Origin of the sequence: Flavihumibacter sp. UBA7668 (assembly GCF_002483205.1) — a bacterium.
Classification (GTDB): domain Bacteria; phylum Bacteroidota; class Bacteroidia; order Chitinophagales; family Chitinophagaceae; genus Flavihumibacter.
In genome coordinates this window covers 179,853-194,890 of the sequence record NZ_DLHM01000005.1, presented here as the reverse complement: position 1 = coordinate 194,890, position 15,038 = coordinate 179,853, and the positions used below count along the sequence as shown (strand labels likewise).

Annotated in this window: 13 protein-coding genes; 11 read left to right on the top strand and 2 right to left on the bottom strand. The window is 42.8% G+C overall.

From position 1 onward, the window contains the following. Positions 1-91 precede the first annotated feature (91 nt). From B2746_RS12910 to B2746_RS12860, 11 genes are all read left to right on the top strand, one after another. Positions 92-1,636, top strand: coding sequence for an MFS transporter (locus B2746_RS12910; protein ID WP_290794547.1), 1,545 nt, complete (start codon positions 92-94; stop codon positions 1,634-1,636). A gap of 17 nt (positions 1,637-1,653) precedes the next feature. Then, entirely contained in the window at positions 1,654-1,899 is a 246-nt protein-coding gene (locus B2746_RS12905; protein ID WP_290794544.1) for a DUF6814 family protein, read from the top strand. Between the two features lie 10 nt (positions 1,900-1,909). Continuing rightward, the gene (locus tag B2746_RS12900) at positions 1,910-2,122 is read left to right on the top strand and encodes a hypothetical protein (protein WP_290794542.1); all 213 of its coding nucleotides are present in this window, start codon (positions 1,910-1,912) and stop codon (positions 2,120-2,122) included. After that, positions 2,119-4,776, top strand: a complete 2,658-nt coding sequence (locus B2746_RS12895) for a sensor histidine kinase (protein ID WP_290794539.1) — start codon at positions 2,119-2,121, stop codon at positions 4,774-4,776. The genes B2746_RS12900 and B2746_RS12895 overlap by 4 nt, the downstream gene beginning before the upstream one ends. After that, positions 4,766-5,134: a response regulator transcription factor gene (locus tag B2746_RS12890; RefSeq protein ID WP_290794536.1), complete on the top strand. Its 369-nt coding sequence runs from the start codon at positions 4,766-4,768 to the stop codon at positions 5,132-5,134. Before B2746_RS12895 ends, B2746_RS12890 begins: the two co-directional genes overlap by 11 nt. 62 nt (positions 5,135-5,196) lie before the next feature. Next, entirely contained in the window at positions 5,197-5,550 is a 354-nt protein-coding gene (locus B2746_RS12885; RefSeq protein WP_290794533.1) for a hypothetical protein, read from the top strand. 87 nt (positions 5,551-5,637) lie between these two features. Continuing rightward, positions 5,638-7,206: a SulP family inorganic anion transporter gene (locus B2746_RS12880; RefSeq protein ID WP_290794530.1), complete on the top strand. Its 1,569-nt coding sequence runs from the start codon at positions 5,638-5,640 to the stop codon at positions 7,204-7,206. 11 nt (positions 7,207-7,217) lie between these two features. Then, a complete protein-coding gene (can, locus tag B2746_RS12875; RefSeq protein ID WP_290794527.1) occupies positions 7,218-7,850 on the top strand; it encodes a carbonate dehydratase in 633 nt (210 codons plus the stop codon). Between the two features lie 20 nt (positions 7,851-7,870). After that, positions 7,871-8,794 carry a gliding motility-associated ABC transporter ATP-binding subunit GldA gene (gldA, locus tag B2746_RS12870; RefSeq protein ID WP_290794524.1) on the top strand — a complete coding sequence of 308 codons (924 nt, stop codon included), beginning with the start codon at positions 7,871-7,873 and terminating at the stop codon, positions 8,792-8,794. Next, positions 8,791-9,573, top strand: a complete 783-nt coding sequence (locus B2746_RS12865; protein WP_349680614.1) for an FkbM family methyltransferase — start codon at positions 8,791-8,793, stop codon at positions 9,571-9,573. Before gldA ends, B2746_RS12865 begins: the two co-directional genes overlap by 4 nt. 46 nt (positions 9,574-9,619) lie before the next feature. Next, entirely contained in the window at positions 9,620-11,482 is a 1,863-nt protein-coding gene (locus tag B2746_RS12860; protein WP_290794522.1) for a 2-oxoacid:acceptor oxidoreductase subunit alpha, read from the top strand. Here the strand turns inward: B2746_RS12860 and B2746_RS12855 are convergent. After that, positions 11,479-13,707 carry an FUSC family protein gene (locus B2746_RS12855; RefSeq protein ID WP_290794520.1) on the bottom strand — a complete coding sequence of 743 codons (2,229 nt, stop codon included), beginning with the start codon at positions 13,705-13,707 and terminating at the stop codon, positions 11,479-11,481. The two genes, B2746_RS12860 and B2746_RS12855, sit on opposite strands and share 4 nt — an antisense overlap. Positions 13,708-13,717: 10 nt before the next feature. Next, positions 13,718-14,989 (bottom strand): Pycsar system effector family protein, encoded by a 1,272-nt coding sequence (locus B2746_RS12850; protein WP_290794517.1) that lies wholly within the window; start codon positions 14,987-14,989, stop codon positions 13,718-13,720. Between the last annotated feature and the right edge of the window lie 49 nt (positions 14,990-15,038).

Sequence of the window (15,038 nt, the reverse complement as noted above, 5' to 3'; positions counted from 1 at the left end):
CACTTTGACCATCAGAATTTGTATACTGGCCAAGAATGCGTAATATTTGAAACTGTTCACTGTTTCTTAGAACCAACAAGATTGCTTAGCTATGTCCAACCAACCCAACCAGGGAATCTGGAAAGTTATTGGTGCCTCTTCAGTCGGCACATTAATAGAATGGTATGATTTTTACATTTTCGGAAGCCTGGCTACTGTTATTGCCACCCAGTTTTTCCCGAATACCAATCCTACTGCCGCCTTACTCAGTACCCTGGCCACTTTTGCTGCCGGTTTTATCGTTCGCCCTTTTGGTGCACTGGTCTTCGGCCGGCTGGGTGACCTGATCGGACGGAAATACACTTTCCTGCTGACACTTGTGCTGATGGGCGGATCAACGTTCGCTATTGGACTTATCCCCTCCTACGAAACCATCGGCTTTGCAGCTCCCATCCTTGTATTGATCCTGCGCCTCCTGCAGGGGCTTGCACTGGGTGGAGAATATGGCGGAGCAGCTACCTATGTTGCAGAACATGCACCACCAAATAAACGGGGCTATTTTACTTCCTGGATCCAGACTACCGCAACATTGGGACTTTTTGTATCCCTGGGTGTTATCCTGCTCACCCGGCACAGCCTCGACGCTGATCCTGAAACATCTATCCGGAAATTCAATGAATGGGGCTGGCGAATCCCCTTTCTGGTATCCATCGTACTGGTAATCGTTTCAATTTATATCCGGCTAAAAATGAACGAGTCCCCTCTTTTTGCCAAACTAAAATCAGAGGGAAAAGTGTCGGTAAATCCGCTGAAAGAAAGCTTCGGCCATCGCACCAACCTCAAAATGGTACTCCTGGCTTTATTTGGTGCTACCATGGGGCAGGGCGTTGTATGGTACACCGGACAATTTTATGCGCAATCCTTTATCGAAAATGTTTGCAAAATCGATTTCGATCAAAGCAGGACAATCATCATCTGGGCCATACTCTTTGCAACACCGTTTTTTGTCGTATTTGGATCCTGGAGCGACAAAGTAGGACGCAAATGGATCATGATGACCGGAATGCTTCTCGCCATCTTTTCCTACCGTCCCATTTACAAGGAATTCATAGGTCTGACAGATATCCCTGCACGAATAGCACAATCCACTCCTACTGCAGGAATACCAGTGCAGGAATCCGCTAAGTTACCAAATGAAGCAGGAACCGTTAAGATCACGCGCACCCGTTACACACTGCCATCCGGCATGCAATTCACCGAACTCCGAACCGATACCATTCAATCAAATACAACCACTCCTGCAGGACCCGGTAAACTACTATATACGGAGAAAAAACTGGACAACTTTACCTATTGGAAATTTGTAGGCCTCATCTTTATTCAGGTCATTTTTGTAACTATGGTTTATGGACCGATAGCCGCCTTTCTGGTTGAGCTCTTCCCAACGAAAATCCGCTATACCAGCATGTCGCTTCCCTATCATATCGGAAATGGTGTGTTTGGCGGATTAACCCCCTTCATTGCCACCCTGCTTACTACCATTTATACCCAGGATGCTTTGGTAGGTTTATGGTACCCGATATTGATTGCAGCAGTTTGTCTGGTTATCGGAACCCTCTATATCAATAATAAAATTGACCCCAACGTAAATGATTAATCTGTAAACCTTCCACCATGAATCAGCTCAAACGATATTTCGGCATAGTCTGGATCATCCTGGCTCCACTCGCCATTGTTTATCTTATCAAAACCGCCGCTGCTGAAATTGCAGCCAAACCAGTAATCGATACCAAAATTCAATGGGGCGTTTTTGTTGTGGTATTCATCCCTATTGCAATTGGCCTGGCTATTTTTGGATATTATGCAGTAAAGGGCGAATACGATCAGTTGCCTGAACGCTCGGATGAAATAAGCGACTAAATTTGTGGCTATGTCAGCCAACAAAAAAAACCAACAGGCCATCCTCATCAGCATTGGATGCCTTTTGTTTTTTAGCTTTCCTATACTGTCCATTGCAAATAAAAAAATAAGCATCGGCCCCATCCCGCTGCTCTATTGTTATCTGTTTGCAGGATGGCTGTTCTTTATTTTTCTGATCTTGAAAAATAATACCCATCCTAACAACAATTCCGGTGAAGCATGAATAGCTGGATTATAGCAGGCACCGCACTGGGTTACCTTATACTGCTTTCCATAATTGCCTGGCTGGCAGAAGCAAGCCGAAAAAAAGGCAAATCCCGGATTAATAACAGCACGGTATATGCGCTTTCGATGGCTGTTTATTGCACAGCCTGGACTTATTACGGAAGCGTGGGAAGGGCAGCAACAAACGGACTTGATTTCCTGACAATTTACCTGGGGCCAACCATTATGTGTGCATTGTTCTGGCCGGTACTCCGAAAAATTATCCGCATCTGCAGAACACAACGCATCAATAGTATTGCAGACTTGATTTCAACCCGCTATGGCAAGAATTTTTCACTCGCAGTAATTGTAACCATTTTTTGTGTGCTGGGTGTTATACCCTATATCGCCTTGCAGTTAAAAGCAATTTCAACCAGCTTTGATCTGCTGGCAGGAAATAATTCAGCAACCAATTCGATTTGGAAAGACAGCAATTTCTATGGTACCCTTCTGCTAACTGCATTCATTCTTTATTTTGGAACCCGATCTGTAGATGCTTCAGAGAAACATGAAGGACTTGTTGCAGCCATTGCGTTTGAATCAGTGATCAAACTGATCGCATTTCTGGCTGCAGGAATTTTCATCACCTATGGAATGTTTGATGGTTTCACTGATATCTTTAAGCTGGCATCTCAAAATGATCAATTAAATAAACTATATGTATTGGATGAGTCCTCTTCCAATACAAGCTGGTTTTCCATGTTGGTACTTTCACTTTTTGCCATCATCTTTTTACCAAGACAGTTCCAGGTAAATGTGGTCGAAAACCTGAATGAAAAACACCTGAACAAAGCAGCCTGGTTATTTCCTCTCTATCTTTTTATTATCAATTTATTTGTACTTCCAATTGCGCTCGGAGGTTCCATTTTATACCCCAACAATTCAGGCAATGCTGACTTGTTTGTACTCGGTCTTCCCTTATCCCAGGGCCAGTATGCATTGAGTCTGTTCATCTTTATTGGAGGTTTCTCTGCTGCTACAGGAATGATAATCGTGGAAACGATTGCCTTAACAACCATGATCAGCAATAACCTGGCAATGCCGCTGCTTTTATCCGGACGATATTTACAAAACCGCTCGGACGGATCCCTCCGAATCATTGTTTTATGGGTCAGACGCTGCAGTATAATACTGGTAATTGGGCTGGCCCTGCTTTATGATAAAGCAGTGGCCCAACAATATTCACTGGTATCTATTGGATTAGTGTCATTTGCTGCAGTTGCCCAGCTTGCACCCGCCGTATTGGGCGGCATCTACTGGAAAGGTGCTTCCAAAAATGGCGCCCTGGCAGGATTAACCGCAGGTTTTCTTTGTTGGATGCTTACCTTATTATTCCCATCCCTGGCTGGTGCCGGCCTGCTGAACACGGACTTTATAGAAACAGGTTTTTTTGGACAAAGCTGGCTAAAACCAACAGCGCTGCTTGGCTTACAATCGCTGGATCCTGTTTCACATTCCTTGTTCTGGAGCCTTCTTTTGAATACCGGACTATTTGTATTGGTATCCATACGAAGCAGGAAAGGAATCCAGGAAATTTATCAGGGAGAAGTTTTTGTGGATGTATTTAAAAAGGAGAATACGATAAAAGAGCGTGCTGTATGGAAAGACAATGCCAGTCTGCCGGCGCTCCGTTCCTTATTGCAAAATTTTACAGGACCCGAAAAAGCAGGAAATTTATTGGAGAAGTATGCACAACAGCACCAGATCTCTTTAGAATCTCCAAAAGCCGATCCCCGGCTGGTAACCTTCACTGAAAAAATTCTGGCCGGTATTATCGGATCCGCATCGGCGCATATTCTTGTTTCAAGAGTTGCCCATGCAGAAGAATTAAGCATGGAGGAAGTAATCAATATGTTGCGTGAATCGCAGGAAATAAGGGAACTAAACAGGCAGCTGATTGAAATGGATGAACTGAAAGACGAATTTCTATATACCGTAACCCATGAACTAAGAACACCGCTTACCTCCATACGTGCCCTTACCGAACTTGTTCACGACAATCAGGACATGCCGCCGGAACAAAAACTTCAATTTCTTTCAGCCGTTATCCGAGAATCAGAACGACTCAGTTTTCTTATTACACAGGTTTTGAATCTGGAGCGATATGAATCCGGGAAGCATGTACTCCAGTATAGTTCGATTCATCTTAATGAGCTAATCAGCAAAGTAATGGAAGCTGTTCTGCCTTTGTCCCGAGAAAAGAATCTGACAATAAAACCAACTTATTCATCTCCTGAAATAATAGTTGATTGCGACCCTCATCTCATTCATCAGGTTTTGTATAATCTTCTTACCAATGCAATAAAATTTTCACCTAAAAACGGATTAATAAGTCTGTCTGCAAAAAAAGAGGATCAGCTAATTTCAGTAACTATAACAGATGAGGGAAAAGGCATTCCGCCTGAATCAATTGATCTGATCTTCGATAAATTTTATCAGGCACCCAATCAGACCTTAACCAAACCTGAGGGAAGCGGACTAGGACTGGCTATATCCAGAAAAATCATCGAACTCCATAATGGAAAGATCCATGCATCCAATGGAACAAAAGGAGGTGCCCGCTTTATCTTTACCTTACCAATAGTGGCAAATTTTAATTCAAATGGCAGCTAAAAAAATATTGGTCGTGGACGACGATCCCTATATCCTGATGTCGCTCGAATTTCTGATGCAGAAAAACGGATATGAAGTGATTGTTGCCCGAAATGGCAGGGAAGCACTTGATCTGGTAAATGAAGAAAAGCCCGAGCTCGTAATACTGGATATCATGATGCCGGATGTTGACGGTTTTGCCATTTGCAAGGTTATCAAAGAGGATCCGGTTTTAAAAAACATAATAATTGTATTCCTGAGTGCAAAAACCAGGGAATCTGATCAGAAAAAAGGCATTGAATTGGGTGCTGCTCTGTATGTTTTCAAGCCTTTTTCAACCAGAACACTTATTAAAGAAATAAATCAATTATTAGAATAAGCCTTTGTTAAATGAGTTAACAATTGTCTAACTTTCACTGGATAACTGTAATTTCGACGGCCATGAAAAATTCATTTATAGCAGGCGGACCGAATCTATTCGGTTGGAAAAAGCTGGTTACCGGCGTTACCCTGCTATTTATGGTTTTGATGGGTACTACACTTATCATGTTGCCACTGGTTTCCAAACAGAATAAAGCATGTGTGCTGAATACAGTTGAAGAAGAAGCCGGCAGTAATAATCCGCTTAATGAAGAACATAAAAGCGGAAAACCGTATTCAATTTCCATCATAGATTATACAACCTTATTGGGCAAGCTGGATGCGGAAGATATTCGCCGGCTTATACCGGTTTCTGAAAATATACCGGATGATCAGCATAGCCAGACATTGATCCAGCCTCCGGACCGGGCCTGATTCTTCATTTACTAATTATTATTTTTTTCCGCCACCCTTCCTTTTGAAGACTGGCTACCCATTTCTTTTTTGAATCAATCAACCTGTATGTCCAAACGTGTACAAAATCCGTTTGGGAATCTGGCTTCAGATATCCCATCCTCTATAGTTGTATTTCTTGTAGCTCTTCCTCTTTGTTTAGGTATTGCCCTGGGCTCCAATGCCCCCTTATTTTCGGGTCTTATCGCCGGAGTTGTTGGAGGCATTGTTATTGGCGCCCTAAGCGGATCTCAATTGAGTGTAAGTGGTCCGGCCGCCGGACTAACCGCCATTGTAGTGGCCGCGCTAACCAAGCTACCCAGCTTCGAAGCCTTCCTTGTAAGTGTGGTTATTGCCGGCGTTTTGCAATTGATCCTGGGTTATTTGAAAGCCGGCATTCTGGGAGATTATATTCCCGGCTCGGTAATCAAAGCCATGCTGGCTGCTATCGGCCTTATTCTGATCCTCAAACAATTACCCCACCTGATTGGTTATGATGCCGATTTCGAAGGAGATGAGAGCTTTATACAACCAGACGGATCCAATACCTTTTCGGGCATCTTCAAATCATTGAATTACATAGTTCCTGGTGCTGCAATTATTGGCCTATTGTCTTTAGGAATTCAAATTGTTTGGGAAAAATTTGTGGTTAAACAGGCTAAGTTTTTGCAATTGGTGCCAGCACCGCTGGTAGTAGTTTTGGTTGCTGTAGGTATTAGTCAGTTTTTTATCGCATCCAATTCATCCCTTGCACTACCTGCACATGCATTGGTAAATATTCCCAAAGCTGAAAACGTGCAGGAGTTCTTTACCTTTTTTCAGTTTCCGGATTTTAGTCACCTTACCAACGTAAATGTTTGGATTGTTGCATTTACGATCGCTATTGTAGCCAGTCTGGAAACCCTGTTGAATATTGAAGCATCTGATGAACTGGACCCATATCAGCGAATTACCCCAACCAACAGAGAGTTGAAAGCACAGGGAATTGGCAATCTTTTATCGGGCCTTATTGGTGGATTGCCGGTTACATCCGTAATTGTACGGACATCTGCCAACGTAAACGCAGGGGCAAAAACAAAAATGTCGGCTATCCTGCATGGTATTTTATTGCTGCTTTGCGTTGCTTTAATTCCCTCCATGTTGAACCTGATTCCCCTGCCTGCATTGGCTGCGGTTTTGATTTTCACAGGTTTTAAACTGGCAAAACCATCCATCTTCAAAAAATTCTATACCAAAGGCTGGGATCAGTTTGTTCCTTTTGTAGTTACAATAATAGCCATCCTGCTTACTGACTTGTTGAAAGGAATTATGGTAGGTTGCGTAGTGGGCTTATTTTTCGTTTTAAGAAGCAATTTCAGATCCGCTGTTTTTATAGTAAATGATGAAAAAAATTACCTGTTCCGATTGAGAAAAGATGTATCCTTTCTCAACAAACCAATTATCAAACGAAATCTTGCCAAAGTACCCGATGATTCTTATGTGCTGATTGACGCCACCAGAGCCGATTTTCTGGATAAAGATGTAATTGAAGTGATTGAAGACTTTATGATCAGCGCGCCACTCAAGAACATCCGGGTTGAACTTAAAAAAAGTGCCAACAAAGCACAGGGATTTAATAATAATAACGAAAACCAATAATGCTAGTGCATATGAAACAGTACGAACGTTTATTACTCGAAAACAAAGCCTGGGCAGCCGAAGCTGTAGAAGAAGACAAAGATTTTTTTAATCGTCTGGCCAATATCCAGAAACCTGATTTTTTGTGGATCGGCTGCAGCGACAGCCGGGTACCGGCCAATGAAATCACCAACACCCAGCCGGGAGAAATCTTTGTTCACCGGAATATAGCCAATATGGTAGTGCATACGGATCTTAACCTATTAAGTGTGTTGGAATATGCCGTAGTTCACCTGAAGGTGAAACATGTGATTGTTTGTGGTCATTATGGTTGCGGTGGTGTAAAGGCCGCTATGACCAACCATAATTTTGGCATCATCAATAAATGGCTCAGAAATATTAAGGATGTATACCGCATTCACAGAGATGAAATTGATGCCATTGGTGATGAAGAAAAAAGAACCGATCGCATGGTTGAACTGAATGTTATTGAAGGCGTAATGAATCTGGCCAAAACTTCCATCATCCAGAAAGCATGGAAATACAACCAGGCTCCCCACCTCCATGGTTGGGTGTATGGACTAAAAGACGGAATAATCAATCCGGTTTTTGAAATGCCGGCCAATACCCGAATTGAAGACATCTACGAGTATGATGACCTATAATTCAGTAGGTTTGTTGAACTATGTCAATCCAGGTTCAATCCTTACAAAAATTATACGGCCAGCAGAAAGCCGTTAATAATATCAGTTTTTCCGTAAACAAAGGAGAAATAGTTGGATTTCTCGGCCCTAATGGTGCCGGGAAATCCACTACTATGAAAATCCTGACAGGCTTTCTTCAACCCGATGCAGGAAAAGCATTCATTTCCGGGCTGGATGTATCTCAAAACCCTTTAGCCACCAAGGCCAAAATCGGGTACCTGCCAGAATCCAACCCGCTTTATTATGATATGTATGTTCGGGAATACCTGCAATTCATGGCAGAAGTCCATGGAGTTCCCCACAAAAAAGAAAGAATTGAAGCTGTTATTACACAGGTTGGATTGACCCCCGAAAGTCACAAAAAAATTGCGCAACTTTCCAAAGGCTATAAACAGCGGGTGGGCCTGGCTGCTGCTTTAATTCACGATCCGGAAGTTCTGATTCTGGACGAACCAACAACCGGACTGGATCCGAATCAGATTATTGAAATCAGGGAGGTAATCCGTTCACTTGGCGCAAATAAAACCATCCTTTTTTCAACCCATATCCTGCAGGAAGTGGAAGCTGTTTGCAGCAGGGTTATCATTATCAATAAAGGGGAACTGATAGCCGATAACAGCCTTTCTGAATTACAGGCAAACCACAGCAAACCAGTTATCCGTGTGCAATTCAAAGAAACACTGGAAACGCAGTGGATTGAAAGAGCCGTTCCAGGTCTGCAAAGTCTCAGAAAAATCAGTAGTACGGAATGGGAGTTGGAAGCTGCCGATCCCGCTGAAGCAAAAAAACAATTGCTGGCACTGAGTGTGGCACAGAATCTGAATATTGTTTCTCTTCAAAGCAGCGACCAAAGCCTGGAAGACGTGTTCCGATCTTTGACCAATAACCAAAATTCTGCCAGCTGAAACTCATCGTTGATTTAGGGGCCAATACGGGTAAAAACCTTCCCTACTATCTGTCGAAAGCAGAAAAAGTAGTTGCTGTAGAAGCTAACCCTGCACTGGCAGCCAGTCTAATGAAAGAGTTTGCCACACAAATTGAGTCCGGTAAGCTTCATATTGAAAACAAGTGTATTACTTCTTCGGATTTTCGGAACCAATCGGTGGATTTTTATATTCACCGCTATCATTCCGGATTAAGCCGTTTTCCGGCTCCGGATAAGCATACCGGCGATTTTAAAAAAATTCAAATTCCCGCCTGTTCTTACCCGGATTTAACTGAAAAATATGGTAAGCCTGATATGGTCAAAATCGATCTGGAAGGTGCAGATCTCCTGATTTTGAATTCGATTCTGGCATCCAACCAGATTCCCGACTACATAAGTGTTGAAAACTGGGGGCTCCCTGTTTTAACTGCTTTATTGGAAAAAAAAATTTTCAGTTCATTTAACCTGGTTTCGTTTTATAATTTCAAATCCATTTATGGATATTCTGGTATCGATACAGCCGGGCCATTTGGTGCTGACATTAAAAGTCCCTGGTTAAACCAAAGCCATATCCTGGATTTATATCACCAGATCCCGGATCCCTGGTTTGATATTCATGCCAGCGTTACCCCCTATCCTATGGGAAAAATCGATCTCGCCTACTACAAAAAAACCTTCAACTTGCTTCTTTGGCTAAAATCCCTTCTTCCCCACCAGCTTAAATCAAGGATAAAGGATTTAACCGGCTTCTCCCGCTAACTAACTTCTCACTTCTAACTTCTCACTTCTAACTTATCTTTGCGTGATGATGCACAAAGAGGAACTTCTACCTGAGGTAGTTATAAAATTCGCCGGTGATAGTGGCGATGGCATGCAGTTAACCGGAACCCAGTTTACGAATAATACCGCCATGCTGGGCATTGACCTGGCTACCTTCCCCGATTTCCCGGCAGAAATCAGAGCCCCTCAAGGCACTATTCCCGGTGTCAGTGGTTATCAGTTACGCTTTTCCAGTGAGCCTGTTTTTACACCCGGTGATGAATGTGATGTGCTGGTGGCGATGAATGCCGCTGCCTTGAAAACCAATCTTAAAGCATTAAAAAAAGGCGGGAAAATCATCATAAATACGGATGGATTTGACCCCAAAAATCTTCGTCTGGCCAATTATCCGGATGGCGTAAATCCAATTGAGGACGACAGTCTTACCAATTTCGAGGTCATTAAAATGGATATTACCAAAATGACCCGGGAAGCACTTAAAGAATTTACTTTGGGCACTAAAGAGAAAGACCGTGCCAAAAACATGTTTGTACTCGGTTTCCTTTACTGGATGTACAATCGGGATATGGAAAGCAGTATCCAGTTCCTGACGGATAAATTCGGCAAAAAACCCGATCTGCTCAATAGTAATATCAAAGCCCTTCAGGCCGGTTATAATTATGGGGATACCACCGAAACATTTACCACCCGTTATAAAGTTGACAAAGCAAGAATAGAAGCAGGCACCTACCGAAATATAATGGGTAACCAGGCCCTGGCATATGGATTGATCGCCGCTTCACAAAAATCCGGGCTCCCCATATTTCTGGGAACCTATCCAATTACACCCGCTTCTGATATTTTACATGAATTAAGCCGTTATAAGACTTTTGGTATCCGAACTTTCCAGGCCGAAGACGAAATTGCAGGAATCACATCAGCTATTGGTGCCGCTTATGGAGGATCACTTGGGGTAACAACCACCTCGGGGCCGGGAATGGCGCTTAAAACAGAAGCCATGGGGCTTGCTGTGATGCTTGAAATTCCTTTACTGATTATCAATATTCAAAGAGGCGGACCTTCAACCGGATTGCCGACAAAAACGGAACAGAGCGATCTGCTGCAGGCCTATTATGGACGGAATGGTGAATGTCCTATGCCCGTAATCTCCGCCTCCACTCCCAGTGATTGTTTCGCTGCAGTATATGAAGCTGTTCGGATTTCCGTACAACATATGACCCCTGTAATATTTCTCAGTGATGGTTATATAGCCAATGGTGCCGAACCCTGGAAATTTCCTACCAGCGACCAACTGGCACCCATCGAAACCAGTTTCAAAAAGGAACTAGGACATGGAGAAGAAAAATTTATGCCCTACCTGCGCGATGAAAAATTGGTTCGTCCATGGGCAATCCCAGGTACACCCGGACTGGAGCATCGGGTAGGCGGGCTCGAAAAACAGAACATTACCGGTAATATCAGCTATGATCCGGACAACCACCAGCTGATGGTTAAAATCCGCCAGGAAAAAGTGGATAAAATCGCTGATTATATTCCTGAACAAAAACTCGACAGTGGTCCGGAAAAAGGGAAAGTATTGGTACTCGGCTGGGGATCAACTTACGGTGCCATCAAAAGTGCAGTAAAGGAATTACAGGAAGAAGGCCATGAAATCAGTCATGCACAGCTTCGTTACATACGTCCTTTTCCCAAAAACCTGGGAACTATCCTGAATAATTTTGAGCAGGTCCTGATTCCTGAAATCAATAATGGCCAACTGATAAAAATTATTCGCGATCAATACCTGATTGATGCAAAAGGGTATAACAAAATAATGGGAGTTCCTATTACCAAAACCGAACTACTGGTAAAACTGAGGGAAATGCTGGGACTAACCATTCCTGCTTAAACAATTTTTTGTTGCTGACGGGCAGCCAGTTTCTCCAGTTCAATACTGATTTTATTGATATACTCAAACTGATCGGCAATGGTTTTCAATTCTGAAAACCGTTGCCTTGTACTGGTATCCATTTCACCCCCTGCCAATTCTTTTAACCGCTGTTCCAGTAACTGTTTCAATTCATCCCTGATAACAAAATTCTCTTCTGCACTAAGCAAGCGCGTTTCTCCGGGTAACTGACGTACCATATCAGCTGCACCCTGAAGGTGTCCCAAAGAAGCCTGAACAATTGGCTGAAACTTCTCAGATGCATATCGCTCCGCCATTTTCCGGTAAGAAGATAAAGTGGCAATATGAGAAGCAAGCATATGGTTATTCACCACCATCTGGTGAACCAGCTGAACTTTTTTCTGATGGCGCTTGGGCTCATTTAGCATACGCTGAAAAGCATCTGATAAATTAGCCAGTTTTACGAAGGCTTCCTTCCTGCTCAATTTGTATTCCTCATTTCCCAGCGGTTGATTCAGAAAAAGCCGGCTGATGGCAGCAAAATACCGTGCATTGGCAAGAATTGCTTCTTCCAGCAATTCCTGAATCTGTTCATGTTCCCATTTGGGTGGCACAGCAAAACTGGCAATAAATGCAATGACCGAACCCGCAAATGTATCTATCAGGCGATCTCTTAATACTTCAGAAAAATCGCCCGGCTTAAGAAAATGAAATGCAATCAGAATATAGGCGGTCATGGCCACCACACTGACCATGTATTTTATCCGAACCAAGCTATATGCTATGATCATTCCCACAATCATCACAGCTACCAACAACCGATCGTCACGAATCAGCCAAAGCAACACCACTCCGAGAATAGCCCCGAAAAAAGTACCCGTCAAACGTTCAATATTCCGTTGTTTGGTAAGACTATATGCTGGTTTCAGAATTACCAGAATGGTGAGTAAAATCCAGTATCCATGTCCAAATGGAAAAATCCGGCTCAGAAAAAAACCAGCCAGCAAGGAAAGAGCTACCCGAACTGAATGCCGAAAAATCGTGGAATGGATACTCAGGTTATTGATTAATAATTTAAGATTAAAATCAGAAGGCGAAACAAACTTTGTATAGTCAACCGTTCGGGAAAATGCATCACCAATTTTTTTATCAAAACTGGTATACCGGTGAATCGTCATTATTCGGCTTTGAATATCTTTTACACTATTCAGTACATGGCGCAGACTGATAAAGCCCTCAATATTGCTATCATCCATGGATGCATTTCTGACATCAACAAAATCTGCCTCCAGTTTTTTCAGCAACTCTTCCAGTTCCTCTTTCGGAATGGATACCCTTCCTTCCTGCAAAGCCAGTCCAATTTTTTCCACCTCTTCTGCCAACAAAAGAATTTGCGATTGAAAAGCGGGTAATAATCCTGTTTTATCCATCACCAGATGCATTTGCCGATAGTCCTGTTGGGATGTCATTATTCGCTCAAAGAGATCCACACTATCCAGAAAAATCATCATTAATATGCGGCTCTTATGCGTAGACTCACGAACGATATCACGTGTCTTGAACAGCATTTCCCGAAGCAGGCTCTGTTTATTATGCACCAGCACCTGTTGTTCCAAAACTTCTTTATAATTCTTGTCGTAGTCGACTTTTTCATTATAAAATCCTGCCCTTGTGCGCAGGTAGTCTGCCATCGAAAGAAGAGAATCGCCCAGTGCCTGTTCAATAAGTTTATAGGGGCGAAGGCGATACAATAATAAACTGATGGTCAAATAAAACAGTCCACCTGCAGAAACCAGTAATGCATTACGAACAACCTGCCAGTTATCATAACGTTCATCAATACTGAGAATCATTACCAACAAACCTGCCACACCAATAGCAGCAGCACGAACACCATATACCCCTATGATGGAACAAACAAATCCCATCACGGTTATTAGTCCGGCTAGCAGCAAGGGATATGGCATACAAAAACCGGTTACCAGGGTGGATATAAAAATCAGCAATAATGCTGCAACCATTCCATTTACACGATGATGAATAGGTCCTGTATTATCCGTAATGCCTACACAGAGCGCTCCAAGCCCCAGTGCAATACCAACATCTAAATGACCAAAATAGCTTGCAGTAAGAAGGGGCAGCATAACACCGGCTGTTGTCCGGACGCCCTCCGAAACATAATAACTGCTACTATATTTTTTATATTCCCGGATATATTCAATCATATTTTCCAGGTTATTTCATGCCGATAAAACTTGCAATACCAAAAGCAAGAACCGCCAATACAAGGCCGAACATGAATACATTGTATGAGATGCGAAGAAAATGATATTTCTTTGCGAGCACCTTCCCCAGATAATAAATATCCTTAATCATACTATCGTATAAATATTCACTGTCGTTCATCATTTCTTTCATACCCCATTCATAGTCCTTCAAATCCATATTGAAAAAATTACCAAAAAACAGCAGGTTGACTTTTTTCAGACGGATATCTTCTTCACTGAAAATGCCACTGTTTACGTTTGGACGCGTTGCTCTGATGGCAAAGATGACAGCGGTTAAACAAACCAGGGCCAGTATAGCAGTCGGCAATATGAACTGCGGATAATATTGCAGCTTGCCTAATAAAACAGAAACCAGTATCGACAAAACAATGGTGTTCACCGAAATCATGATATTGGCTTTCGTATCGGCCATCTGACTCAGGCTTACATGATTTTCACTCATGATCCTGAACATGGTAGCAATGCCCCGCTCTGTTCTTGTTTGTGCGGCTTTATCCCGGTTTTTTTTCACCTTCTCTTCACCGACCAATTGCTTTGATTCGTTTACCGGAGCTGGTTTTTCAGCAGAATCCGGAACATCTTCAATTTTACCCACTGGTGTTTCAATTACAGTTCCTTTGGATGCAGCATCTTTTTCCAGCAGGGCTCGCAAATGGGCCTGCTTAACCGGCTCAAAATGCTGGCGGGCAAATGGGGTAAAATATCGATGCCCCTGCAGGAAATTTATATTGGTCCTTCTCCAGGCTTTTTTCCCGATATCTTTATTAAATACGGAATTGATCTCCTTTCTCAACAATTTGCTTTCCTCCGCATACTGACCGGAGCCCAGGTGAGACATATCCGCATCACACAGGATTTCCTCGATTAATGTAACTGGTGATTGCGGCATGCTTGTGGCCAAAATACAGGCTTTTACCTTCGAAAGAATAGCCTGATCAACCCCCTGCGATACACAAAAACGTTCCGCAATTTCCGCACTGGCATTCTCATGCCCTTCATAAATCAGGCTGTAACCAGTATCATGAAACCAGGCAGCCAGCAACAGTGCAAAACGATCTTCTTCCGGCAATGACATTGAAGCAGAAATCTGAGTAGCCGCCTCTACCACCTGAAGTGTGTGATGCAGATCATGAAAATAATAATCAGAGGGAACTTTGTCGGCGAAAATCTGCCGGACTGTGTGTGTAGCCTTTTCTATGATGCTGGAAAAATCCTTCATGTAGCTGTTTATAAAACTAAATTAACGCAATTCAAGCATTGAATTCTTA